Consider the following 24,827-nt stretch of genomic DNA (forward strand, 5'->3'; position numbering starts at 1 on the left):
CGTAGCCACACCCCGGCGCGGCCCTTCTCCAAGGGGTAATCGCGCTACTCTGCGGCCTGGTTGTGATAACCGACGCCGCCTGCCTCCGTTTCCAGAAAGGCGGTTCCGCAGGCCTTGGCGAGTTCGCGCACGCGCAGAATGTAGCTCTGGCGCTCGGTCACGGAAATGACGCCGCGCGCGTCCAGTAGATTGAAGGCGTGGCTGGCCTTGATGCACTGGTCATAAGCCGGGAGCACGACCTGGTGGACGCTCGCGCCGGCCTCGTCTCTTGCCTTTGCCCCGGCGTCCAAAAGCGCCTTGCATTCGGTTTCCGCGTCCTTGAAATGGCGGAACAGCATTTCCGTGTCGGCATGCTCGAAGTTGTGGCGGGAATATTCCTGCTCGGCCTGAAGGAAGACATCGCCATAGGTGACCTTGTCCGCGCCTTCCATGCCGTTGTAATTCAGTTCGTAGACGTTATCGACGCCCTGGATATACATGGCCAGGCGTTCGAGCCCGTAGGTGAGTTCGCCGGAGACCGGGGAACACTCGAAACCGGCGACCTGCTGAAAATAGGTGAACTGCGAGACTTCCATGCCGTCGCACCAGCACTCCCAGCCGAGTCCCCACGCCCCGAGCGTCGGACTTTCCCAGTCGTCTTCAACAAACCGGATGTCATGAAGTTTCGGATCGAGACCGATGGCATAAAGAGATTTCAGGTAGAGATCCTGCAGGTCGGCCGGCGACGGTTTGAGGATCACCTGGAACTGGTAGTAGTGCTGCAGCCTGTTCGGGTTTTCGCCGTAGCGGCCATCCGTCGGACGCCGGGACGGCTGAACATAGGCCGCACGCCAGGGACGCGGGCCGAGGGAGCGCAGCGTCGTTGCCGGGTGAAACGTTCCGGCACCGACTTCCATGTCATACGGCTGAAGCACGACGCAACCCTGGTCCGCCCAGAAGCGCTGAAGCGTCAGGATCAGTCCCTGAAATGAGTTTTCCGGGCGCATATGCGCCGGCAATGTGTCCGTCGACATGACTATCATCCGCATGTGGTGTGTCACGGCAGGCCATTCCACCGCGCGACGCGAGAGGTGCCACGACGCGCAGGCAAGGTCAAGACAGGCCCGCCTCCGTTTTGCGGCCCGCGGCCGCCCGCTTGACGCGGCGGCCGTCGTCGACTACCAGAAGTGCGGCCCCGGACGCCGGCCGCTCGCAGACCAACGGTCGTGGTGAAGTTCCGGTTCAGACAATTTCGTTCCCCCGTAGCGTTTCGCTCAGGTGGCAATGCGAGCACTTCCCTTCCCGCGAAATGCCTGCACCTGGAGAACGGAATGTCGAACGACACGTCCCGGACAAATTTCTATACGCATGGCCCGCTGGTTCCGACACTGTTAAAGACCGCTCTTCCGATCATTGTCGTGATGAGCATGAACGGCCTTCTGACGGTTGCCGACGCGCTTTTTCTCGGCCGTTTCGTCGGACCGGATGCGCTCAGCGCGGTCTCGCTCATGTTTCCCGCCTACATGATCCTCGTCGCGACAGCGACGCTGATTTCAAGCGGGATGTCCAGTATCCTGGCGCGTCATCTCGGCGCCGGGCGATACCCCGACGCCCAACGGGTTTTTGCCGGCGCGCATGGTCTGTCGGTCGGGATCGGTTTTCTCACCGTCGCCGTCTTTTCGGTGGTCGGATACCCTCTCATCGTCATCGCCGCCGAAGGTTCCGACGCAATTGCGGGCATGGCCTACACCTACATGGTGATCACCGTGTGCACCTCTCCACTGCTGTTCGTCCTGTCGATCCAGTCGGACGCCTTGCGCTGTGAAGGCTTTGTCATGCAAATGGCCGGTGTCAGCCTGTTGGTGTCGCTGCTCAACATCGCGCTGAACTTCGTTTTCGTCGTTGTCTTGCACTACGGCGTTGCGGGAACCGCCGCCGGAACCGCGCTGGCGCAGCTGCTGTCGCTGCTGGTGATCACAGGCTTCCGGCTGCGCGCGGACAGTCAGTTGAAGCCGAGGGTTCTTTTCAGGACCTCGTGGACATCCTGCTGGCGATCCATTTTCGCGCTCGGCGCTCCGCAAAGCCTCAACTTCGCGGGCATCGCAATCGGTTCCGCGGCCACATTCGCAGCGCTGCAGCTGGCCGGGTCGAGCGGATACGAAGCCACGGTCGCCGCCTTCGGGCTGCTCACGCGGATCATGACATTCGTTTTCCTGCCCCTGCTCGGGCTGATCCACGCGCTGCAGGCGATGATCGGCAACAATTACGGGGCGCGCGCGTTCGAGCGCACGGACGCCACGCTTCGACTCGGTTTGCTGACGGCGCTTTTCTACAGCCTCGCGGTCCAGCTCCTCCTGAGCCTTTTTGCGCGGCCGATCGGATTTCTGTTCGTGGATGATCCCGCGATTGTCTCCGAACTTGGCAGGATCATGCCGATCAACATCGCGCTCATGTTCGCGGCGGGTCCGCTGTTCGTGATCGGGGGATATTTCCAGGCACTCGGCGACGCGAAACGGGCTGCTTTGATCGGACTGATCAAGCCCTATGCCTTTTTCCTGCCGCTGCTGTTCGGGCTGCCGTTCTATTTCGGTGAAGTCGGCATCTGGCTGGCAGGGCCTGTTTCGGAAGGGCTGCTGCTTATGCTGGTTGCAGCCATGCTCTGTTCAGCGGCAAGAAACACCGATGCGCGCTGGGGCCTGTTTCTCGCCAATCGACCGACTTGAGATCAACCGGCGGCGCAACGCGCTGCCGGTCCCGTTCAGTTGACGGGCCGGTACTTTCCCGTTTCGGGATCAAGGACCAGTTTCGCACCCTTGCCATTGGGATCGGCCTTCGCGGCCGCCCGCGAGATCTCGTTCTCGACCTGGGCCATCTTGCGCTTGACGCGTTGAACAATCCAGTAACCGCCGACCGCAAGTGCCGCCACGCCAATCAGTTCCGTCATATCGTTCCCCTTGCTTTCCCCGAGATCACATGCCCATTGCGCCTTTTTAAAGGCCGTAGCGCATCCAGAGCGCCCGCTCCTCGACGGCTGAGATCAGGTCCTCTCCCAGCCCCTCGGTCAGGCGATGGCCCTTCGACCCGATACCGGCCGCCGCACGTCTGCCGAACAGGCCGCGCGGTGCGGAGATCAGCTTGGGTTCAACTTTCTCGCCAAACCTTTCCCTTAGGACGCCGCGCAAATCGCCGATTGCGTCGACGAGACCGAGTTCGACAGCCTTGCGGCCCGTCCAGAACTTGCCCGTGAAGAGATCAGGATCTTCGCTCAGCACATCTGCGCGGCGCGATTTCACGAGATCGATGAAGGTCTCATGCAATTCGAGCTGAAGGCCCTTGAGATAGGCAATGTCGTCGGGCACTTCGGGCTGGAAGGGATCAAGGGTCACTTTCTTTTCGCCAGCGGTGTAGACCCGCCGGTCGACGCCGATCTTCTTGATGAGTTCGGTGAACCCGAAGCCGGCCGCGACCACACCTATCGACCCGACGATGGAAGACGGATCGACGAAAACCTCGTCGCCGGCAACAGCGATCATGTAGCCGCCGCTCGCGGCGACATCTTCCACGAAGACCAGCACTTCCTTTTCGTTTTCCTCGGCGAGGTCGCGGATGCGCTTGAAGATCAAACGGGACTGAACCGGCGAACCGCCGGGCGAGTTGATGATCAGGGCGACTGCAGGCGCCTTCTTGATGGAAAAGGCTTTTTCGAGCGGCAGGGCCGCCGACGCCAGTGACAAACCCGACCGCATCGGGCTCTGCATCCCGATCGCGCCCTGGAGGCGGACGACGGGGATGATCGGTTTGTCATTGCGGAAACGTTTGGGAAGAATGCTGCGGATTTTTGAAAGCACGCTGAAAGGCCCTGAGAGAGTACGATATTCCCTCCGATATATGTATCGTCCGGGAACTTGCAAACACCAGGGGTCCGGTTATTCAGGCAGACGCCTTGAACGTCCTCACAATACAGGTCACGACCCGAAGGCACTTATGCGTTTTCTGGGCTTATCCGGCTGTTTTGCAGCGGATCGCATTTCCTGCTCGCGGTCCAGCATCGCCGTGACCGCTTCGGGTGTCAGGACCGGTGCCGGATCGAAGGGCCAGTTGAGGCGGACGCCTGCCTGCCCGTTCCTGCGCCAGATGATTTTCGCGGCAATCGGCATATCGAGACCCGGGATGGAAATCTCGATATCCTGCGGCAGCCGGTCCAGACCGTCAGCCTCGAGCCTGCATCCAGACTTGCTGGCATCGACAATGCGGCACTTGACAAGGAACGGGCTTGTTTTTCCGCTCACCACGGTGCTGATCCACACAGACCGCCGGATTTCGCGGCGTTTTTCCCCGATAGCCTGGTCATCTGCCAGGAAGCTGACCCTGGCCTCGTTGTCCGCGTAGGCAGTTACGGTGCCGCGCACGAGTTTGTCTTTGCCGGCAAGGCGCAGGCCGACTTCCTTCTTGAGCAGATCCACCTTGTCGGACACAATCCAGCAGCCGGTGTCGTTCAGGTCGACTGCGGACGCTTCGAAGCAGGACATGTCGCCCAGGTCCACGACGAGCGCCGTCACGCAGTTGTCGGAAATTCTGACAGCACTGGTGTCGGTCAAGTCAGCCTCCGTTTCGGTTACATTCCACCCTACAACCGGAAGTCTGAAAGCTGCGTTAACGCAAGGGCAGGGCCCCGTAAATGAAGTCAACTTGGTTTGGATCGTTCTGACCAACTGCGAGGAGCGAAAGCGCAGGAAATGTGGTTCATTTTCGAGCCTTTCGCGACGTGGCAGATGGCCGAAACGGCCAAATCCAAAGGACAGCAAAATGGCTTTACCTCGCAGCGTCACCGCGCTTGACCGGGCAAAGGCCCGCTCTGCACACGCTTCCTCGCGAGATTTTGCAATTTCTGCCGCCAAATCGGCTTCATTTATGGGTCCGAACCCTAGGGAAGCTGATGTCCTTACAGTCCGGCCAGGCGGGACCGGATGCTGAGGAAGTCGCGCCAGGACAGGCGCTTTTCAAGCGGGCTGCGCAACAGGTATGCCGGATGATACGTGGCGACCGCCGCAATTTCCCGATCCCGGAGCGCGTAATTCATCCAGCGGCCGCGCATTTTGCGAATACCGTCCTGAACGCCGAGAAGGTTCTTTGCGGAGGCAGCGCCCAGAAACACCAGAACGTCGGGATTGACCAACTCGATCTGCCGTTTGATGAAGGGCTTGCAGATTTCCGTTTCCTGAGGTGTCGGCGTGCGGTTGCCCGGCGGGCGCCAGGGAACGACGTTGGCGATGTAGGCGGCTTCCCGGTCAAGTCCGATCGCGTCAAGCATGCGGTCGAGCAATTGCCCGGAACGGCCCACGAATGGTTTTCCCTGAAGGTCCTCGTCCCGGCCCGGTGCTTCACCGACCAGCATCAGCCGGGCATCGGGATTGCCGTCACCGAAAACAAGCGTTTTCGCTGTCAGCTTGAGATTGCAGCCTTCGAACGTCTCCAGGCAGGCTTTAAGATCGGCCAAAGACGCCGCGGCGGCGGCGAGATCCCGCGCAGAGGCGATCGTTTCGCGATCCGGCATGACGGCCGCTTGCGGTGGCGCGCTGGCTGGCTGTTGCCGCGGGGCGGCCGCCTGCTGTCGCGGGGTGCTCTTTGGTGCTGCATGACTCGCAGCGGCTGTCCGGTCCGGCCCGCCGGCCATTTGAGGCGGCGATGCCGGAGCGGCCTGATGCCTTTGCGCCGCCTGGCGCGCACTTGCTTCCACCCAGTCGACCGGTGCATCACCCAGAAAACAGTCGACGCCCGCGCTCCGGTAAAACTCGAGCAGGCTTTCGATGTCCTTCAGATTGTCGTGGGAATGTTGCAAGTGACGGCCTCCAGAGGCAGATACTAACCGGCTGATCCCCGGGCACAAGCACCGCGCACCGATCTTGACACTGGACCCCCAACCTTCTGGCGTTCCATCTGCCTCACTCCTGAAACGAAATACGTCTTACTCTTACGTAAACGTAATTCTTTTTCTTGACGCCCGAGCAAGGCTTTGGTCTATCTGGGCGAAATTCGACAAAATAAGGGCCGGATTTCGCTAACGGAATTGAAAAATGTCGTGTATTGCGCTGCGAAATATTGCAAACAGGGCGCTACGGACAAGGCCTTGCCGGCTTGAGGGAGAAGAAGATGAGCGAACAAGACGAGCTTGGTGAACGCGAGAGCATGGATGTCGACGTCGTGATCGTCGGCGCGGGACCGGCGGGTCTCGCCGCCGCGATCCGCCTGAAGCAGATCGCCAACGAAAAGGGCGAGGAACTCAGTATCGTCGTTCTGGAAAAAGGGTCCGAGGTCGGTGCGCATATCCTCTCGGGCGCGGTGATCGATCCGATCGCGCTGGACCAGCTCCTGCCCGAGTGGCGCGAAGAGGACAGCCCGATCAAGACGGCCGTCACGGACGACCATTTTCTGGTGCTCGGACCGGCCGGGTCTGCACGTCTTCCGAACATGTTCATGCCGAAACTGATGAACAATCACGGCAATTACATCGTTTCTCTCGGGAATGTCTGCCGCTGGCTGGCCGAAAAGGCGGAGGCGCTCGGCGTCGAGATCTACCCGGGGTTTGCCGCCGCCGAACTGCTCTACGACGAGGACGGCAATGTCGTCGGCGTTGCGACCGGCGACATGGGCATCGGCCGGGACGGAAAGCCGAACGCCATGTTCACGCGCGGCATGGAACTGCGCGGAAAATACACGCTTATCGGCGAGGGCGCGCGCGGGTCCCTGGCGAAGCAGCTCATCGAGAAATTCGCGCTCGACAAGGACAGCGACGTTCCGAAGTTCGGCATCGGCATCAAGGAACTGTGGCAGGTTGCGCCCGAAAAGCACAAGCTCGGCCTCGTGCAGCACTCTTTCGGCTGGCCGCTTGACGGTAAGACCGGCGGCGGGTCGTTCCTCTATCACCTTGAGGATAACCAGGTGGCTGTCGGGTTCGTTGTTCATCTGAACTACGATAACCCGTGGCTGTCGCCCTTCGATGAATTCCAGCGCTTCAAGACGCATCCGACGATCCGCGACACGTTCGAGGGTGGCAAGCGGATCTCCTACGGTGCGCGCGCCATCACCGAGGGCGGATACCAGTCCGTGCCGAAGCTGTCCTTCCCCGGCGGTCTGCTGATGGGATGCTCGGCAGGGTTCGTGAATGTGCCGCGCATCAAGGGTTCGCACAACGCGATGCTGTCCGGCATGCTGGCCGCAGAAGAGGTCATGGCGGCCATCGGACGGGGCGAGGCGCACACGGAACTGACCAACTACGACACCGCCTGGCGCAACAGCCCGATCGGTGAAGACCTGAAAAAGGTGCGCAACGCGAAACCGCTCTGGTCGAAATTCGGCACCTGGCTCGGCATCGGCCTCGGTGGCCTCGACATGTGGACGAACGAATTGTTCGGCTTTTCCTTCTTCGGAACGATGAAACACGGCAAGCGCGATTCAGAGACGCTGAAACCGGCCAAGGACTGCAGGAAGATCGAGTACCCGAAGCCCGACGGTGTCGTTTCGTTCGACAAGCTTTCCTCAGTGTTCCTGTCCAACACGAACCATGAGGAAGACCAGCCGATCCATCTGAAAGTCAGCGACCTAGCCGTTCAGAAATCCTCCGAACATGACGTTTTCGCGGGTCCGTCGAACCGGTACTGCCCGGCGGGCGTTTACGAGTGGGTCGAGGAAGGCGAGGATGCGCCCCGGTTCCAGATCAATTCGCAGAACTGCGTGCACTGCAAGACCTGCGACATCAAGGATCCGAACCGCAACATTACCTGGACGGTCCCGGAAGGGGCTGGCGGACCGAATTATCCGAACATGTAAGGTTTGAGAAGAATTCGCGGAACGCGGCAGTGGACCGGAATGGCTTCGGCCGTTCCGGTTCTGTTTCCGGGCGCTGCATTGGCCGAAGTCTGCGACAAGATGAGACCCGGCTGGGATCCGTCGCAGGGTCAGGTCTCTCAACTAGACGATGTCCTTTACTTCTTCGGTACTTCGCCTTTCATGCTCACATATGCCGGGTTGATCGTGGCGTCGCTTTTGTTGCGAAACAGGTGGCTGTGTTTTGTTTCCGCTCTTGTTTCGATCGCGTTCGCGGCACTGCATGCCGGCGATTGGATGTTCGAGTGGAGTGGCACGGTGCACAAAGGCGCCATAGCCGAGGGGTGCATGGCCCCGCCCTATTTGCTCATAGGATTGTTTTTGTCCGCCTTCATGGCTTGCGTCTTTGTGGCGTTCAAACCGCGCAGAATGGTCTGAAGGGACAATCCACAAAACCGGTTTCGGAAACAAACAACGCCGGGAAGCAGAGCTTCCCGGCGTTGTCGTCTTGTGGACGATGGGTTGTATCAGGCCGGTTAAAGTGGGGGTACCGGCCCGTTGCGGTTGTCAACCGCGCAAAACTGGAAGGCCGGACGTTCCAGACGTCCTGTTGTTGCGCGATCGCCCGCGCCACAAGGCCTGAGCTGTCTTCGCAGACAGCAATTTTTGGGAAACGGAGGTCCAGATGGAGCCAACGTGCACCGTTCCAGATCTTTGCCTGGTTATTGTGCTTCGGCTCTATTGATCTTGGTTAATAAGTTCCGAAGCGAGGGCCGATGTATCTTCACCTTACGGAAACGTCAACCGTCAATTTGAGCAAATAAGAACTTATTTTGGATTCAGCAGGAAAATTTATACCAATTGGTCAATTTTTTCGAAACAAGCGAGCCTGCCTCCAAGCGGCCGCCATGACAGCTTGCAGAAACAAACAGAATCGTACTTGAAAAATGACGCCATTTTTTCTCATTATTTTCAGCCGGTTATGGCTTCCACCCTCGAAATCAGCGCCCATAAGAATTTTCTATACAACAATAGATAAAGAGTATGAATTTTGCAATTCTTTGAAACTAAAGAACTTCTCGGCCTTGGACTTGGTCGGCTTCAATCAGGGGTTATCCGAAAAATTGAACCATCCGGAACAATTTTCCAATAACCATCTGTTTTTAAATATTCTTTTTGATATCCACATGCTCCGACCCGCGTGGAGAGTAATGATTGCAGTATTGATTTCGTTAATCTAGTTTTACTTCTGACGGGGGCGTAGATGATTGATTTCCAGCATGTTTTGGAAATCTCGATCAAGTCGCGCACAGAAATGCTGTGACATCCCCCAGATAATCGGAATTCGGTTGCTCAGCAGCGCAATCGGGTACCTTGTGGGCAGGAAGTAGCAGCTTACCTCCGGACTGCGGCGGCGACGGATCGGGTCAGGTGTCTTTCTAAAGAACAGTCAGGACAGCACGTGTTGTTCTGACCCCCATCGACCACAAGGTCTGGCACCGGGAAGGCCACTTCCCGGTGCATTTTTTTGACCGTCAGGGCAGACGCGGCTCAGGCCGCGCTTTTCCGGTTTCCCGACTTGCGGTGCTTGTGCGGCCGCGCGCCGGGCGTGTTGTCGTTGTGGTTCTTTGCGGAGCGCTTGCGCGAGGGCTTCTTGGCAGCCGGTTTGTTGCCCCGGTTCTGCCCGCCGCGCTTGGATCGACCCGCGGCTGCCGACAACGGCGGCACCTCGCCCCCGGCGACCGGGATCTCGACGCCGATCAGTTTTTCAATCTGCCGGAACAACCCGATTTCCTCAGGCGCGCAAAGCGCAATCGCATCGCCGTCCGCACCGGCACGGGCCGTTCGCCCGATCCGGTGAACATAGGCCTCCGCAACTTCCGGCAGCTCGAAATTGTAGACGTGGCTCACACCCGGAATGTCGATGCCACGCGCCGCTACGTCAGTGGCGACGAGCACATTGATCTTGCCGTCCCGCAGATCACGGATCGCGCGGTCACGCTGGTTCTGGCTCTTGTTGCCGTGAATGGAACCGGCTTCGATGCCTTTTTGCGACAGTCTGCGCATCAGGCGTTCAGCGCCGTGTTTCGTGCGGCAGAAGACGAGGGACATGCCATCGGGATTGGCTTTCAGCTGCTGGAGCAGGAAGTCGCTCTTGGCCTTCTGGTCCATGAAATGAACCGATTGCGTAACCTTGTCGGCCGTGCGTCCGGTCGGTGCCACTTCCACGCGTTCCGGATTGCGCAAATAGGACCTGGCGAGGTCTTCGATCTGCTTCGGCATCGTTGCGGAAAACAGCAGCGTCTGACGCTCCTTGCGTACCAGGCCGCTAATCCTGCGCAGCGCATGAATGAAGCCGAGATCAAGCATCTGGTCCGCCTCGTCGAGAACGAGATAGGATGCCGTGCCCAGATCGACAGCCTTGCGGTCGACAAGGTCCAGCAGGCGGCCCGGGGTTGCGACCAGAATGTCGGTTCCCCTGGACAAACGCTTGATCTGCGCGTTGATCGACACGCCGCCGACAACCGAGGTCACCCGGAGCGGGGTCGTCTTGAGGTAGGAAACCAGGTTCTTCGCGATCTGGTTCACCAGTTCGCGCGTCGGCGCAAGGATAAGCGCGCGGGTGCCGCCTTTCGGCGCAACGTCTCCATCGGCAAGCAGGCGGTCAATCAGCGGCAGACCAAATGCAGCGGTCTTGCCGGTGCCGGTCTGGGCGAGACCGAGCAGGTCGTGGCCTTCTAAAATAAGCGGGATCGCTTTTTCCTGGATCGGCGTCGGCGACGCGTAGCCGTTTTCCGAAACAGCCTTCAACAAGCCGCCGGAGAGCCCCAGGTTCTGAAAATCAGTCAATATCATTTCCTTGTTGCGAGCATCAAAATGCTCTTGTTGCCGCAAGGCGTTTCCCTGCAGCATTTTGTTGGTGCGCGGCAGCCGGTTCGTTCAGAACCGGCTCTAGGCCGCCAGACCCTAGGGTACGGGCTCATAAATGAAGTCAATTTGGTTTGGATCGTTTTGACCAGCTGCGAGAAGTGAAAGCGCAGGAAATGTGGTTCATTTTCAAGCCTTTCGCGACGATGCAGATGGCCAAAACGGCCAAATCCGAAGGACGGCAAAATGGCCTTACCTCGCAGCGTCACCGCGCTTGACCGGGCAAAAAGCCCGTTCTGCGCACGCTTCCTCGCGAGATCTTGCCATTTCTGCCGCCAAATCGGCCTCATTTATGGGTCCGTACCCTGGCGTGACATGGGAACTGGTTGAGCCTCTCATCAGGCTCCAAATCTCTTGCAACTGGTGGGTATCGGGTCCAGGGACGGTGTTGTCACTGGCACGCGGACGTCCTGTCTGCTCACGCGGCAGCAATCGCACTGCGGTATATCTGCCTGATCAGTCGAAATGTCAAGCTGCCGTTAGGTCGCCGTGTCCCGCCCGGAAGCGCTCTGCCACCTCAGGGAACCAGGCGGATCAACTGCCCGTCGTCGCTGTCGGTCAGAACATAGAGGTATCCGTCTGGCGCCTGGCGTACGTCGCGGATGCGCGCGTCCAGATCGCCCAGAAGCTGCACCTCGGACACGATTTTCTCGCCGTCGAGATCGAGCTTGGACAAATGACGGCCGCGCAGCGCTCCGACGAGCAGGTCTCCCTGCCAATCGGGGTAAAGCTCGCTGGTGACGAATGCCATTCCCGATGGCGCGATGGACGGGTCCCAGTAGTGGATCGGCTGTTCCATGCCGGCCTTTTCCGTTCCCTCGCCGATCTTGCCGCCCGAATAGTGGCGGCCGTAGGAGATCACGGGCCAGCCGTAGTTCTTTCCGGCTTCGGGAATGTTGATCTCGTCTCCGCCGCGGGCACCGTGTTCCACGGTCCAGAGCACGCCCGTTGCCGGGTTGATCGCGGCGCTCTGCGGGTTCCGGTGGCCGATCGACCAGATTTCCGGCTTGTGACCGGCCTCTCCTTCGAACGGGTTGCCCGCAACCGGTTCACCGTCCCGCGTCAACCGCAGCACGGAGCCGGTGTGATCGGATGCGTCCTGCGATCTTGGACCGTCACCCCGGTCGCCGAGCGTCATGAACAGGGATCCGTCCGGCGCAAAGGCGAGCCTGGAGCCAAAGTGACGTCCGCCATAGGCACGATTGTTTGCGCGGAAAATCGTCGTTCCATCCTGCAGCCGGTAGCCATCGCCGTCTTCGGCAAGCGTTGCCCGGAACAAGGAAGTACCGGCGCCCTCCGGTGAGCCTTGCGAGAAGGACATGAAGATTGTCCGGTCCGTCTCGAAAGCGGGACTGAGAACGACGTCGAGCAGCCCGCCCTGCCCTTGCGCGAAGACCTCCGGCGTGCCTGGCACGACACTCTGGTCGCCTTCCGCAGAAACGTGTTTCAGGAGCCCGTCCCGTTCCGTCACGAGGTAACCGCCTTCAGGAAGAAAGGCGACGCTCCAGGGGTAGGACAGCCCCTCGGTGACCGTTTCGAGAGCAATGGAAGACTGCGCTGCAGCTGGCAAGACAGCCATGGGGCTGAGTGCCACGAAAAGTGCAGCCGTTGAGGAGATGAGAGAATTCCGCGTCATCATGCGAGGCTCCGTAGAAGGCGATCAGTCAACCTTCCCAATACCTAGGCACTCCAATCCCGATGAACAGTCATGACCGGATTAAAAATCTTCAATCCGCCGGGGTGCCCTTACCGCCTGCCTCCTTCAGAAGTCGCTCTGCAATCACCCGTTTCTCGAATGCGATGTTCCAGTCGATCAGCGTCCGCCAGACCAGTTCCGCCTGGTCCGGGTCCAAGGCAAGATCACCGGCCTGGCCCCTGATCGCGGCAATCATGCTCTCGATCCGCGTCCCGTCGAACGCTTCGTCCGGGTGGTGCTTGAGCTCGGCCATGCGGCGCACGTAGCTCTGCCGTTCGGCGAACAGCCGCACGAGTTCACCGTCCAGCCGATCGATTTCCGTGCGGATGTCCTGCTTTGTCAGACACGCGTCAGGCGTTTTCAATTCAGTCTTCCGGTTTTGCAGACCTGTGGCCAAGCGGAGAACACAAGTCCTGTTCGAGAGAAAAGGTCAGGCGTGCGCCACGCGCGAGGTCAGTCAACCATGCGTGTTTGCGCCTCGACGCTGGAGAGCGCCGACATGTTCACGACCCCGCGCGACGTGACGGACGGCGTCAGGATATGCGCGGTCTTCGCCGCTCCGAGCAGGATCGGCCCGACGTGAAGCGCCTGGGTCGCGACTTTCAAAAGGTTGTGGGCGATGTTGGCGGAGTCCAGGTTCGGGAAAAGCAGAAGATTGGCTTCCCCCTTCAGCTTGCTGCCGGGCATCACGCGTTCGCGCAGGGCTTCGCTCAAGGCGGAATCGCCATGCATTTCCCCATCCACCTCCAGCTCGGGATGGCGGTCCCAGATCAATTCAAGCGCTTCACGCATCTTGCGCGACGACGGCGTTTCCCTGGACCCGAAATTCGACATGGACAGAAGCGCGATTTTCGGCTCGATGCCGAAGCGCCGGATCTCCTGCGCTGCCAGAACGGCCATCTCGGAGATCTCCTCCGCGGTCGGGTCTTCCGTCACGAAGGTGTCGGACATGAACAGCGCGCCTTGGCTGTTGATCAGGAGCGACATGGCGGAGAGATCGCGCGCGGTCTCGCACACACCGATCACCTGCTTGATGTCGCGCAGATGCCGGATGAAACGCCCTTCAAGGCCGCAGATCACCGCATCGGCGTCGCCGCGACGCACGGCAAGTGCCGATATGACGGTCGCGTTGGTGCGCACAACCGTCCGGGCCGCATTGGGCGGCAGCCCCTTGCGGCCGACACACTCGAAATACTCATCGACATAATCCCGGTAGCGTGGATCATCCTGCGGGTTGACGTACTCGAAATCGACATCCGGCCGGATCTTCAGACCAAACCGTTCGCAGCGCTGCTGCAGAACATCCGGCCGGCCAACCAGGATCGGCTTGGCGATGTTGTCTTCAATCAGAACCTGCGCGGCCCGAAGGACACGCTCGTCCTCGCCTTCCGCGTAGATGATCCGCTGCGGGTCCTTGGCGGCGTTCTGGATGATCGGCTTCATGATCAGGCCGGACCTGAACACGAAGCGGTTCAGCCGGTCCAGGTAGGCATCGAAGTCGGTGATCGGACGGGTCGCAACGCCGGACTCCATCGCCGCCTTCGCCACTGCCGGAGCAATGCGCAGAATGAGGCGCTGATCGAAGGGAGACGGGATCAGGTAGTTCGGGCCGAAGGTCTCGGTCTTGCCGCCATAGGCGCGCGCGACGACATCGGACGGTTCTTCCTGGGCGAGGCCCGCGATGGCCTCGACGGCCGCCCGCTTCATCTCCTCGTTGATGGTCGTCGCACCAACATCGAGCGCACCACGGAAGATGAAGGGAAAGCAGAGAACGTTGTTGACCTGGTTGGGATAGTCGGAGCGGCCCGTGCACATGACGACGTCATTGCGCACCGCAAGCGCATCTTCCGGCATGATTTCCGGGTTCGGATTGGCCAGCGCGAGGATCAGTGGGCCCTTGCCCATCTTTTCCACCATCTGCGGCTTGAGCACGCCGCCGACCGACAGACCGAGGAACACATCGGCGCCTTCGATGATCTCGTCGAGCGTGCGCTTGTCGGTTTTCTGGGCAAAGACGGACTTCCACTCGTCCATCAGCTTTTCACGGCCTTCGAAGACAACGCCCTCAATGTCCGTGATCCAGATGTTTTCCCGCTTCGCGCCGAGGGACACCAGCATGTTCAGGCAGGCAAGCGCGGCGGCACCGGCGCCGGAGGCGACGATTTTCGCGTCCTCGATCTTCTTGCCGGCAAGATGCAATCCGTTGCGAACCGCGGCGCCGACGATGATGGCCGTGCCGTGCTGATCGTCGTGAAACACCGGAATGTTCATCTTCTCCCGGAGCTTCGCTTCCACCATGAAGCATTCGGGAGCCTTGATGTCTTCCAGGTTGATCCCGCCAAAGGTGGGTTCCAGCACCGAGACGGCGTCGACGAACTTGTCGACATCGGTCTCGTCGACCTCGATGTCGAAAACGTCGATCCCGGCAAATTTCTTGAACAGGACCGCCTTGCCTTCCATGACCGGCTTGGAGGCGAGCGGGCCGATATTGCCGAGACCCAGAACGGCCGTTCCGTTGGAGATGACCGCGACAAGATTTCCGCGCGACGTGTAGTTGGCCGCCTTGGACGGATCATCCGCGATTTCCAGGCAGGGTGCAGCAACGCCGGGCGAATAGGCCAGCGCGAGGTCACGCTGGTTGCCGAGCGGCTTGGTCGGCTGGATCTCGAGCTTACCGGGTTTCGGATTTTCGTGATAAAAAAGCGCGGCTTCCGACAGATCGTGTTCGGTCTTGCTGGTATCGCTCATGACGTTTTCTGTCTCCCTGGCCTCTTTCGCGCTTTCATTGCTTTTCGTCGCAAAACGGCATGCCCCGCGTGTCGCGTTACGGAGCGCAATTTTCCAATGTGTCTCTGTGGTTTACCCGGCCCGCTGCAAAATGAGAACCCGTATCAGCAAAAACAGCACAACACTGTTCAGGATATGCCACATGAAGTGAATTCCGAACGTCACCTGCGCGCAAAGGGGTTCATCGAGGGTGCGCACGGTCAAGGACGCCAGAAACACCAGGCCGGTCAGCAGGACCTGGGCACCGAGTCTTCCGTCCCTGCGGGCAAACAGCGCACCGACAACGAAGATGGCAAGCAGCGCCGGAACATAACCGGCGGAGGAGCCGACGAGAGGCGCGAACAGCCGATCGGCAAACAGGACCGTCGCCACGAGGAAAGCGATAACGATGCCGAGCGCCAGCCACCAGCGCAGATCCAGATAGCGGTTCAGCGCCACGTAGAGATAGACATGTATGAAGATGACGATGGGTATGACATCGGCCAGGCCGGCCCAGCGGGTCGCGAAGGTGTGAAACAGAAACGACCCGACACCAATTGCAAAAAGAACCGCGATCAGGCCAAGACCCGCCCAGTCATCCGGTGTCTTGCGGCGCCAGAGGGCGAAGGCAAGGAGTGCAGCAATGATAAAGGCGGCATTCGTGACGGCATTGAGCGGCTCGGACCAGAATTCCGGCCCGACGCGCTCGCAGTAATTGTCAACCTGTTCCCAAAGATCCATCTCGAACGCTTCTTGTGTACACCCTGCCCCGCCTTTCTTATCGTCTGGATGTGACAATTTCGGCAATCAGGCTGCCGAGCCTTGAGATCCCGGCCTCGATCTTGTCTTCTTCGGCGCAGGAAAAACTCAGCCGCAGCGTATTCCTGCCGCTTCCGTCCGGATGGAAGGCACCGCCGGGAACAAAGGCGACCTTGGCCGTTTCGACCGAACGCTCAAGCAGCTCCGATGCGTTCGTTCCCGCCGGCAATTCAACCCAGATGAACATGCCGCCTTCCGGCCTTGTCCAGCGGACGCCCTCCGGCATATGCCGTTCAAGCGCCGCAAGCATGGCATCGCGGCGTGTCTTGTAGACCGCATTGGTTTTCGCGGTGTGGGTCTCGAAATCGCTCTCGGCCACCCTTGCCATGGCTTCCTGGTTCAGCACCGGTGTGTTCAAGTCGCTGGCCTGCTTGATGAGAACCAGCCTGGAGACTACCTCACTCGCCGCGCAGATCCAGCCAAGCCGGAGGCCCGGCGACAATGATTTCGAAAAACTGCCGCAGTAGAGCGTGCGGCTGTTTTCGATCCCGCCGTTCTGAGCGCAATCAAGTGAAAGCAGTGCCGGAACCGCCTCGCCGTCATAGCGCAAGCTCTCGTAAGGCGCGTCTTCGATCACCGCGCAGGACAGATCCTTTGCAAGCGACAGAATGCGTCTGCGTTCTTCCAGGTCGAGCGACAGGCCCGTCGGGTTCGCGAAGTCGGGCGACAGGTAGGCGAACTTGACCGCGCCGCCCTTTTCTTGCGCCTGGGATCTGTATTCAGCCGGCGACCGGTTGGTGCGCGGATCGAGACGGTCAAAACTCAGTTCATAGGCATTGAACGCCTGCACGGCACCAAGATAGGTCGGCCATTGTACCAGCGCCGTGTCGCCCTCCGACAGGAACAGTTTGCCGATATAGTCGAGCCCCTGCTGCGATCCCGACGTGACGAGAATGTTGTCGGGCGTACAGGAGACGCCCAGCTTGCCCATATGATCGACGATCCACGCACGCAGCCTCGGGCTGCCTTCACTGACGCCGTACTGGAGCGCCCGTTCGGCATCCGGCCCGCCCAGGATCTCGGCATAGGCCTTCTGGAAAGCTTCGGCAGGAAACAGGGCCGGGTCGGGAATGCCGCCGGCAAACGAGATCACGTCCGGGCGGTCGAGGAGTTTCAGGAGTTCGCGGATCTCGGAAGCGCGCATTCGGGTCGCGCGCCTTGCATAAAGACTGTCCCAGGTGGTCATGATCGGCTCATATGTGGGTTACATCGATTATTTAAGTCAATAATATTGACCTATCTATTTGGCAAGTGTCGCAATCTTGTTATTTTTTGTAACTTTATTGCGCAATCACAAATCCGACTGTCCCTTGAGCGCGACCACTGGCGGATCGAGACGTGTTCCCCTATCTCTTGAAGGCAAAGGAGTTGCCATGTCCCGCATCGATGAAAGCCGTCCGTTCATACCGCTCAATATTGCCGTCCTGACCGTATCCGATACCCGGAAGCCCGAGGACGACCGGTCCGGAAACACCCTGTCGGAGCGCGTGACGAAGGCCGGACACGTGCTTGCCGCCCGGAAGATCGTCACGGATGACATCGCGGCGATCCAGGCGGTCGTCCGGGAGTGGATCGCCAATCAGGGCGTTGACGTGGTCATTTCGACGGGTGGTACGGGTTTCACCGGCCGGGATGTCACGCCGGAGGCCGTCGAACCGCTGTTCGAAAAGCGCATGGATGGCTTTTCCGAAGTGTTTCACCGGATTTCCTATGACAAGATCGGCACATCGACGATCCAGTCCCGCGCGACCGGAGGCGTTGCCGGAGCCACCTACATCTTTGCGCTGCCAGGCTCGCCCGGCGCCTGCAAGGATGCCTGGGACGGCATCTTGAAGTGGCAGCTCGACTACCGGCACATGCCCTGCAATTTCGTCGAGATCATGCCGAGGCTCGACGAACACCTGAAACGCGGGAAACTTCAGGAAGCCTGAACCTTGTCCTTCCAAGTCCGCCTATCGACGGAAGCCGACAGTGAATCGGTGACCGTGCTCCTGCAAAAGAGCTACGCCAGCCTTCTAAGGGCCGCCTATGATGCCAGCACGCTGGAAGCAGCGCTTCCGCTGATCACGAAGGCGCGGCCGGACCTGCTGGTTTCCGGAAGCTATTATGTGGCAGAAGACGATACCGGCCATATCATCGGCGCCGGCGGTTGGACGAGACACTCGCCGACCGGGCAGGGCGAAACGCCTGACAACGGAAATATCCGCCATTTCGGCACGGACCCGGTTCACATTGGCAAAGGGATCGGCCGGGCGCTGATGTCACGATGCATCTCGGATGCCCGCGCGTCGGGCGTCACCGAATTCAACTGCTATTCGACGCTGAACGGCGAAGCGTTTTACCGGGCTTGCGGATTTCGGTCCGTCGAACCCTTCCCTATCACCTTGCCGGGCGGTGTGGTTTTCCCTTCCGTCCGCATGAGCCGATCGCTGTGAAACCAGGCGGTCAGGCCGGAGACACCAATGGGACTGCTTGTTGACGGAATCTGGGATGCAGACGCGACGGGGGACAGCGTTGCCTCCGACCGTTTCGAACGCTCGAAGGCGCAAATCCGCAACTGGGTCACGAAAGACGGCTCTCCCGGACCGAGCGGAAGCGGCGGCTTCAAGGCGGAAAGCGGCCGGTATCATCTTTATGTCGCCTGGAACTGCCCGTGGGCGCACCGCACGCTGTTGATGCGGGCCCTCAAGGGACTTCAGTCCCATATCCCCATTTCCATTCTCGCGCCCAGGCGGACGGAGGCGGGCTGGGTGTTCGATCCTGAGAACGGGTATGTCGACACGCTGTCCGGTGCGGCTGCGCTTCACCAGGTCTACGCGGCGGGAACGCAGGCCTATACGGGCCGGGTCACCGTTCCGGTCCTCTTCGATACGGCGTCCGGCAAACTGGTCAGCAACGAGTCCGCCGAGATCATCCGGATGTTCAATGAAGCCTTTCAGGACCTGGCCGGGAACAAATCCGACTTCAACCCGGCGCCCCTTCTCCACGAGATCGACAACTGGAACGCCTACATCTACCCGAAACTGAACAATGGTGTTTACCGGACCGGTTTCGCACGCTCCCAGACGGCCTATGACGAAGGGGTGAAGGATGTCTTCGAAGCGCTGGACAGGATCGAAAAGACGCTGGAGACCAGCACGTGGCTTCTGGGCGACCGGCTGACGGAAGCCGATATCCGCCTGTTCCCCACGCTTGCCCGCTTCGATGTTGCCTATTGGAGCGCGTTCAAGTGCAATCTCCGGCGCCTGATCGACTATCCGAACCTGTGGGCCTATGCGCGGCGTTTCCATGCGCTGCCGGGTGTCGCCGAAACGGTCAAACTGGAGATCTACCGGCGCGGCTATCACTCGCCAAGCGAGGTGCGCAACCCGCACGGGATTGTCCCGCTCGGGCCTCTTGTCGATTTTTCCGAAGCTGTCTAGGGTCCGTACTCGAGCCGAGTGAACCGGATATCCTCATCAAAATGATCCAAATTGGTCGGAAAATGCTCTAGCCGTGCAGCTTCACGGCCACGCTCGCCGGAATGCGCAAGGTTCCGACACAGAAGCGCGCGAGCGACTGCCGGAAGCGCGAAACGGCGCTTTCGTTTGCGGATGCCCCGGAGGTCACGGCAGCGGCACGCAGGAAGACGATGCGGCTGCGCCCGATCCGCTTGGCGATATCGAGATCTTCCAGCTCCGGTAACGGCCGGTGGCCGCCAAGCTTCTGGTAGAACTGCCGCGAAATCAGCAGTCCCTGATTTCCGTAAGGCATACCGAGAAGCTGGGAACGCAGGGCCGCGATGGATTCGCTGATGCGAGCGCTCATGCCGAACGCTTCGTATCTCAGCCGGAAGCTGGCTGCAGTCCGCGTGCCATTCGGAGCGCGTCCGGCGCGCTCAATGAAGGCCTGTGCCTCATGGTGCCAGCCGCTTTCCAGAAGCGTCTCGGGCCGCAGGAACAAAAGCCAGTCACCGCGCCTTGCGAGACCCGCCCCATAGGTGAGGCGTTCACTTCGGGACATGTCCGCGCGGCTGACCCAATGACAGCCGGCGGCGTCCGCGACGCGCTCGGTGGCGTCGGTCGAGCCGCCATCCACAACAATCACTTCCCGGATGATGCCCTCGGCCGCGGCCGTCACCAGAGACGAAAGCGAGTGCACCAGTTCGGTTTCCGAGTTCTTTGTCGGTACAATGACACTTATCATGAGGCCGTCTTTTACATCAAAAATTCGCAAGTGCGAAATATCCGGGTTGTATCGGCCGTTTTTTTCGCTAATGTTCATGGTATGTTCTCATCATGCAGCGTATCGCAAGTATGAACACGGCCCCGCAACGCGTTTCCGACATTGATCCCGACGAGATCGTGCATGCGGAAAGCGCACGACCGGCGGAAGACCGCCGTCGCGGCCGAGCGGCCGGCCTGAACAAGAGCGGCCGCTACGAACCTGTGTCGCGCGAAAGTTTCGATGATGGCTGGGACACTCTGGACGACCTGCCCCCGCTCAAAACCGAGGTTCAGGAAGAGCGTGCGCGCACCATCATAACCCGCAATGAATCTCCCGATCTTTCATTCGACCGATCGATAAATCCCTACCGGGGTTGTGAGCACGGTTGCATCTACTGCTTCGCGCGACCGACCCACGCCTATATGGGACTGTCGCCGGGCCTCGACTTCGAAACCAGGCTGTTCGCCAAGCCCAACGCTGCCGCTCTATTGGAGCGGGAGCTCTCTAAGCCCGGCTACATTCCGCGCGTGATCGCCATCGGCACCAACACGGATCCCTATCAGCCGCTGGAGCGGAGCTACCAGCTGATGCGCGAGATCCTGGACGTGCTCGACAGGAGTTCTCATCCGGTGGCGATCGTCACGAAATCGGCGCTCGTGACGCGCGACATCGACATCCTCTCCAAAATGGCGGAGCGCAATCTGGTCAAGGTGGCCTTGTCCGTCACCACGCTCGACAAGAAGCTGTGCCGGGCGATGGAACCGCGCGCGTCGGCACCGCACAAGCGCCTCAAGGCAATCCAGGCGCTCTCCGGCGCCGGCATACCGACCTCGGTCATGATGTCTCCGATCATTCCGGCACTCACCGACAGCGAGATCGAGAGCCTGCTGGGCGCAGCAGCGGAGCATGGCGCGCAAGAGGCCAGCTTCATCCTGTTGCGCCTGCCGCTTGAAGTCTCAGAACTGTTCCGTGACTGGCTCCTACGTGAGCGTCCCGACCGGTACCGGCACGTCATGAGCCTGATCCGTTCCATGCGCGGCGGCAAGGATTACGATGCCAGATGGGGCGAACGCATGCGCGGCCGGGGTCCCTATGCCGATCAGATTGCGAAAAGGTTCTCACTCGCGGCCAGGCGGCTCGGCCTCAACCTGCGCCGGAAGAAACTGAACACCGGCGACTTCGTGCAGCCGCAAAAAGGCGGTGTGCAACTTGACCTTTTCTGACATTCCGGCTTGCGCATTGCCCGGTGCGACGGCAGCGTTTCCGGATGACCCATGGCCCGTCCCTCTTCGATCTGCCCTTTCCCGACAGTCCGGATCCTGAACTGGAACGCCGCCATGCAGCGGCCTTTGACGGCGCGCTGTGCGGTGTCGACGAGGCCGGACGCGGTCCGTGGGCAGGGCCAGTCGTGACCGCAGCCGTCGTCCTTGACTACGACAATCTCCCGGAGGGTCTCAACGATTCGAAAAAACTGACCGAAGCAAAGCGCGAAGAGCTGTTCGACCAGATCGTCGCCCGCGCACATGTCTGCACCGCGAGTGCGTCACCAGCAACCATCGACGCTCTGAACATCCGCGCCGCGACCCTCGCCGCCATGGTCCGGGCCGTCAACGGTCTCGCCCTGGTACCTGACTATGTTCTGGTGGACGGACGTGATGTACCGCGCGGGTTGCAACAGCCGGGACAGGCACTGGTGAAAGGAGACGGCCGGTGCCTGTGTATCGCAGCGGCCTCCATCGTCGCCAAGGTCACGCGCGACAGGATGATGGCGCGTCTTGAAGGCCATGTGCCCGGATACGGCTTTGCGCAGCACAAGGGCTACGGCGTCCCGCAACATCAGGTGGCCCTGGCCGAACTTGGTCCCAGCGATCATCACCGGATGAGTTTCAAGCCGGTCCGGTTTGCCGGTCCGTGACGGCATTTGCGCGGCCATAGGGGGAGCCTCTTCCCTCCTGCCTCTTTGCCGTCATCCCGGACGCAGCGCGGCGGAGATCCGGGATCGGAGAGCCACGGCAAGAACGCGCAGACATGTGCCTCCCCGGTCCCGGCTGGCGCTTCGTTTGGCCGGGATGAAAAACAGGGCGAAGGCACGACAAGCTGCCCTCATCCTGAGGAGGACCGAAGGGCCCGTCTCGAAGGATGGGCCGCCCAGCTCTGAACCTGCCGCCCATCCTTCGAGACAGCGCTCGGGCGCTTCCTCAGGATGAGGTTGTTTCTATGGCAAGGTTTTTTGCTCAAGAGGACGTATGGCCGGGATGACGGACGAGAAGCAAGAGCATCCCATGCCGCGCTCCGTCCGGGATGACCAGGTTGAGGCCGCGTGGAGCGCGCAACGTACCCCAAAAAAAAGAGCGGCCCGGGGGCCGCTCCTGAATTTCCTTGTCGAACCAGACTTGCGTCAGTTCAGACGTTCCTTCACCTGGTCGATACTCTTGGACAGAATATCGTCGGCAACCTTGTCCTTGACCTTCGAGCTGAGGATCTCCTCGGCAGCGGCAACGGCGATGTCCGCCGCTTTCGCGCGAACTTCGGCAATTGCCTGTGTTTCCGCCTGGGCGATCTTCACTTCAGCGGCCTTGGTGCGCCGTGTGATCATCTCTTCCAGAGCCTGATTGGTCGCGACCGTCAACCGCTCGGCTTCGGCGTTGGCTTCCGCGATGATCGCTTCGGCTTCGCCTTCCGCCTCGTGACGCTTGCGCTGGTACTCGGACAAGAGAGCCTGGGCTTCTTCGCGCATCTTGCGCGCTTCTTCCAGTTCCTTGCGGATACCGTCCGCGCGGTTGTCCAGAGACCCGCCGATCTTGCCCGGCACCTTGAGATAGATGATCAGGGCGAAGAAGAGGATGAGACCGACGAGGGCCCAAAATGTTGCATCCATAATGGTCTCCTCAGTCCATCGCCGACTTCAGCGCCTTGGTCAGGTCGGTCTTTGTCGGGGCCTTGCCAATCAGCTGCTCGACAAGCGCTGACGTGGTGTCTCCGGCAATGTCTCCGATCTGGGACAAGGCTTCGGTCTTGATGCCTGCAATCTGCGCTTCGGCAGCCTGAAGCTTTTCGTTCAGCTCGGTTTCCGCTTTCTCGCGGCGAGCTTCCTGCTCAGCCTTCAGCTTGGCACGCGTGTCATGGGCGATGCTGTGTGCCTTGTTGCGGGCTTCAGCAAGGGCCTGCTCGTAAGCTGCGATCGCCGCATCGGTTTCGTCTTTCAGGCGGTTCGCCTCTGAAAGATCACCGGCAATCCGGTCCTTCCGATCCTCCAGGATCCCTGCAATCCGCGGCATCGCCACGTTTTTCATGATCCAGTAGAAGATGCCGAAGGTGATGGCGAGCCAAAGCAGCTGGGACGCAAACGTGGTCGCGTCGAACGGCGGGAAACCCACGCCGTGCTCGGCGGCCGTGTCAACGATCGCTGTCTGGCTTTCAGTGGTCGTATCGCCTGCCATTTCCTGTCTCCTAAATCCGGCTTGGCGACGCCTTCAGGGCGCCGCCACCGGAGTCGCATCTCTTGTCGCTACTCTCGAGCGATTAAGCGAACAGGATGAGGAAGGCGATCAGAAGGGAGAAGATGCCCAGAGCTTCCGTCACGGCGAAGCCGAAGATCAGGCGGCCGAACTGGCCATCAGCTGCGGACGGGTTGCGCAGAGCGCCAGCGAGGTAGTTACCGAAGATGGTGCCGAGGCCGATGCCTGCACCGCCCATGCCGAGACATGCGATACCTGCACCGATGTATTTTGCTGCTTCTGCTTCCATGACACGTGCTCCTAGATGTGTTTGCAGATTTCTCACTTTCGGCGCTACGGCCGCGTGATTTGGATAACCCTTAGTGTGAAGGATGAAGTGCGTCGTTCAGGTACATGCAGGTCAGAACGGCGAAGACGTAGGCCTGCAGGAACGCCACCAGGAATTCCAGCGCCGTAAGGGCAACTGTCATTGCGAGGGGCAGAACCGCGCCGGCAATGCCGACAGCGCCCATGGCACCGAGGCTGACGACAAAGCCCGAGAACACCTTCAGGGTGATGTGACCGGCAAGCATGTTCGCGAACAGACGAACCGAAAGACTGATCGGGCGCGACAGGAACGAGATGACCTCGATCATCGTCACCAGCGGGATCAGTGCACCTGGCACGCCGCTCGGGACGAACAGTTTGAGGAAACTCATGCCGTTGCGCATGAAGCCGTAGATGATGACCGTGAGGATCACCAGCATCGCCAGAGCGAACGTGACGATGATGTGGCTCGTAACCGTGAAGAAGTACGGGAACATCCCGAAAAGGTTGGCCACGAGAACGAACATGAACAGGGAGAACACCAACGGGAAGAACCGCATTCCGTCCGTCCCCGTCGCATCCCGCAGCGTCCCGGCTATGAACTCGTACATCATTTCCGAAACGGACTGGACACGACTCGGCACGAGTCCACGGCCACTGGTCGAGAAGATCAGGAATGCGGAGGTCGCCGCCACGGTCAAGACCATGAACAGGGAAGAGTTGGTAAATGAGAAATCCATGCCTCCGACTTCAATCGGAAAAATCTTCTGGATCTGGAACTGTGAGATCGGATCGTTCGCCACCGGCCAGCCTTCTTCGCTCGTTCACAACCACTGCGCCCTCGG

The 24,827-nt window shown here is 60.1% G+C and carries 24 protein-coding genes; 8 read left to right on the top strand and 16 right to left on the bottom strand.

The annotated features are described in order from the left end of the window. Positions 1–44: 44 nt before the first annotated feature. Entirely contained in the window at positions 45–986 is a 942-nt protein-coding gene (locus ACO08A_RS03680; protein ID WP_421984432.1) for a glycine--tRNA ligase subunit alpha, read from the bottom strand. A 324-nt stretch (positions 987–1,310) separates the two neighbouring features. Between ACO08A_RS03680 and ACO08A_RS03685 the strand changes: the two genes are divergently transcribed. Then, positions 1,311–2,702, top strand: coding sequence for an MATE family efflux transporter (locus ACO08A_RS03685; RefSeq protein ID WP_422039884.1), 1,392 nt, complete (start codon positions 1,311–1,313; stop codon positions 2,700–2,702). A 35-nt stretch (positions 2,703–2,737) separates the two neighbouring features. On the opposite strand, the gene ACO08A_RS03690 is transcribed toward ACO08A_RS03685, so the two are convergent. The 4 genes from ACO08A_RS03690 to ACO08A_RS03705 all read right to left on the bottom strand — a co-directional run bounded on the left by ACO08A_RS03690 (position 2,738) and on the right by ACO08A_RS03705 (position 5,818). Then, positions 2,738–2,923, bottom strand: a complete 186-nt coding sequence (locus ACO08A_RS03690) for a hypothetical protein (protein ID WP_319386119.1) — start codon at positions 2,921–2,923, stop codon at positions 2,738–2,740. A gap of 46 nt (positions 2,924–2,969) precedes the next feature. Beyond that, positions 2,970–3,827: a S49 family peptidase gene (locus ACO08A_RS03695; RefSeq protein ID WP_422039885.1), complete on the bottom strand. Its 858-nt coding sequence runs from the start codon at positions 3,825–3,827 to the stop codon at positions 2,970–2,972. 117 nt (positions 3,828–3,944) lie between these two features. Further along, on the bottom strand, positions 3,945–4,577 hold the full coding sequence (locus tag ACO08A_RS03700; RefSeq protein WP_422039886.1) for a PilZ domain-containing protein: 633 nt from the start codon (positions 4,575–4,577) through the stop codon (positions 3,945–3,947). Between the two features lie 344 nt (positions 4,578–4,921). Then, positions 4,922–5,818: a uracil-DNA glycosylase family protein gene (locus ACO08A_RS03705; protein ID WP_422039887.1), complete on the bottom strand. Its 897-nt coding sequence runs from the start codon at positions 5,816–5,818 to the stop codon at positions 4,922–4,924. A 311-nt stretch (positions 5,819–6,129) separates the two neighbouring features. Here ACO08A_RS03705 and ACO08A_RS03710 point away from each other — a divergent pair, with 311 nt between their 5' ends. Beyond that, positions 6,130–7,806, top strand: coding sequence for an electron transfer flavoprotein-ubiquinone oxidoreductase (locus tag ACO08A_RS03710; RefSeq protein WP_422039888.1), 1,677 nt, complete (start codon positions 6,130–6,132; stop codon positions 7,804–7,806). A gap of 39 nt (positions 7,807–7,845) precedes the next feature. After that, complete coding sequence (locus ACO08A_RS03715) at positions 7,846–8,241, top strand: hypothetical protein (protein WP_422039889.1); 396 nt, start codon at positions 7,846–7,848, stop codon at positions 8,239–8,241. Positions 8,242–9,354: 1,113 nt separating this feature from the next. Here ACO08A_RS03715 and ACO08A_RS03720 read toward each other — a convergent pair. The 6 genes from ACO08A_RS03720 to ACO08A_RS03745 all read right to left on the bottom strand — a co-directional run bounded on the left by ACO08A_RS03720 (position 9,355) and on the right by ACO08A_RS03745 (position 17,198). Beyond that, entirely contained in the window at positions 9,355–10,659 is a 1,305-nt protein-coding gene (locus ACO08A_RS03720; RefSeq protein ID WP_422039890.1) for a DEAD/DEAH box helicase, read from the bottom strand. Between the two features lie 589 nt (positions 10,660–11,248). Then, positions 11,249–12,370, bottom strand: coding sequence for a PQQ-dependent sugar dehydrogenase (locus ACO08A_RS03725; RefSeq protein WP_422039891.1), 1,122 nt, complete (start codon positions 12,368–12,370; stop codon positions 11,249–11,251). 88 nt (positions 12,371–12,458) lie between these two features. Further along, positions 12,459–12,791 (bottom strand): chorismate mutase, encoded by a 333-nt coding sequence (locus ACO08A_RS03730; RefSeq protein WP_422039892.1) that lies wholly within the window; start codon positions 12,789–12,791, stop codon positions 12,459–12,461. An 89-nt stretch (positions 12,792–12,880) separates the two neighbouring features. Then, on the bottom strand, positions 12,881–15,175 hold the full coding sequence (locus tag ACO08A_RS03735; protein ID WP_422039893.1) for an NADP-dependent malic enzyme: 2,295 nt from the start codon (positions 15,173–15,175) through the stop codon (positions 12,881–12,883). A gap of 111 nt (positions 15,176–15,286) precedes the next feature. Beyond that, the gene (locus ACO08A_RS03740) at positions 15,287–15,934 is read right to left on the bottom strand and encodes a ceramidase domain-containing protein (RefSeq protein ID WP_422039894.1); all 648 of its coding nucleotides are present in this window, start codon (positions 15,932–15,934) and stop codon (positions 15,287–15,289) included. Between the two features lie 37 nt (positions 15,935–15,971). Next, a complete protein-coding gene (locus ACO08A_RS03745) occupies positions 15,972–17,198 on the bottom strand; it encodes a PLP-dependent aminotransferase family protein (RefSeq protein ID WP_422039895.1) in 1,227 nt (408 codons plus the stop codon). Positions 17,199–17,385: 187 nt separating this feature from the next. On the opposite strand from ACO08A_RS03745, the gene moaB reads away from it, so the two are divergent. From moaB to ACO08A_RS03760, 3 genes are read left to right on the top strand one after another with little or no spacing between them, the layout of a single operon-like run. Then, positions 17,386–17,943 (top strand): molybdenum cofactor biosynthesis protein B, encoded by a 558-nt coding sequence (gene moaB / locus ACO08A_RS03750; protein ID WP_422039896.1) that lies wholly within the window; start codon positions 17,386–17,388, stop codon positions 17,941–17,943. A gap of 3 nt (positions 17,944–17,946) precedes the next feature. Further along, complete coding sequence (locus tag ACO08A_RS03755; RefSeq protein WP_422039897.1) at positions 17,947–18,447, top strand: GNAT family N-acetyltransferase; 501 nt, start codon at positions 17,947–17,949, stop codon at positions 18,445–18,447. A 27-nt stretch (positions 18,448–18,474) separates the two neighbouring features. After that, positions 18,475–19,434 (top strand): glutathione S-transferase family protein, encoded by a 960-nt coding sequence (locus ACO08A_RS03760; RefSeq protein WP_422039898.1) that lies wholly within the window; start codon positions 18,475–18,477, stop codon positions 19,432–19,434. A 67-nt stretch (positions 19,435–19,501) separates the two neighbouring features. Here ACO08A_RS03760 and ACO08A_RS03765 read toward each other — a convergent pair whose 3' ends face one another. Continuing rightward, on the bottom strand, positions 19,502–20,197 hold the full coding sequence (locus ACO08A_RS03765; protein ID WP_422039899.1) for a glycosyltransferase: 696 nt from the start codon (positions 20,195–20,197) through the stop codon (positions 19,502–19,504). A 92-nt stretch (positions 20,198–20,289) separates the two neighbouring features. Between ACO08A_RS03765 and ACO08A_RS03770 the strand changes: the two genes are divergently transcribed. Beyond that, positions 20,290–21,441 carry a PA0069 family radical SAM protein gene (locus tag ACO08A_RS03770; protein ID WP_422039900.1) on the top strand — a complete coding sequence of 384 codons (1,152 nt, stop codon included), beginning with the start codon at positions 20,290–20,292 and terminating at the stop codon, positions 21,439–21,441. A 44-nt stretch (positions 21,442–21,485) separates the two neighbouring features. Then, positions 21,486–22,133 (top strand): ribonuclease HII, encoded by a 648-nt coding sequence (locus tag ACO08A_RS03775; protein WP_422039901.1) that lies wholly within the window; start codon positions 21,486–21,488, stop codon positions 22,131–22,133. Positions 22,134–22,616: 483 nt separating this feature from the next. Here the strand turns inward: ACO08A_RS03775 and ACO08A_RS03780 are convergent, their stop codons facing one another. The 4 genes from ACO08A_RS03780 to ACO08A_RS03795 form a co-directional block, all read right to left on the bottom strand. Then, positions 22,617–23,096 (bottom strand): F0F1 ATP synthase subunit B, encoded by a 480-nt coding sequence (locus tag ACO08A_RS03780; protein ID WP_319386102.1) that lies wholly within the window; start codon positions 23,094–23,096, stop codon positions 22,617–22,619. Positions 23,097–23,106: 10 nt separating this feature from the next. Next, the gene (locus tag ACO08A_RS03785; protein ID WP_421981685.1) at positions 23,107–23,658 is read right to left on the bottom strand and encodes a F0F1 ATP synthase subunit B; all 552 of its coding nucleotides are present in this window, start codon (positions 23,656–23,658) and stop codon (positions 23,107–23,109) included. Positions 23,659–23,740: 82 nt separating this feature from the next. Continuing rightward, positions 23,741–23,965, bottom strand: coding sequence for a F0F1 ATP synthase subunit C (locus ACO08A_RS03790; protein ID WP_055111220.1), 225 nt, complete (start codon positions 23,963–23,965; stop codon positions 23,741–23,743). Between the two features lie 70 nt (positions 23,966–24,035). Then, positions 24,036–24,785, bottom strand: a complete 750-nt coding sequence (locus ACO08A_RS03795; protein ID WP_421981684.1) for a F0F1 ATP synthase subunit A — start codon at positions 24,783–24,785, stop codon at positions 24,036–24,038. Positions 24,786–24,827 lie beyond the last annotated feature (42 nt).

The organism is Roseibium sp. (assembly GCF_965232425.1).
Classification (GTDB): Bacteria; Pseudomonadota; Alphaproteobacteria; order Rhizobiales; family Stappiaceae; genus Roseibium.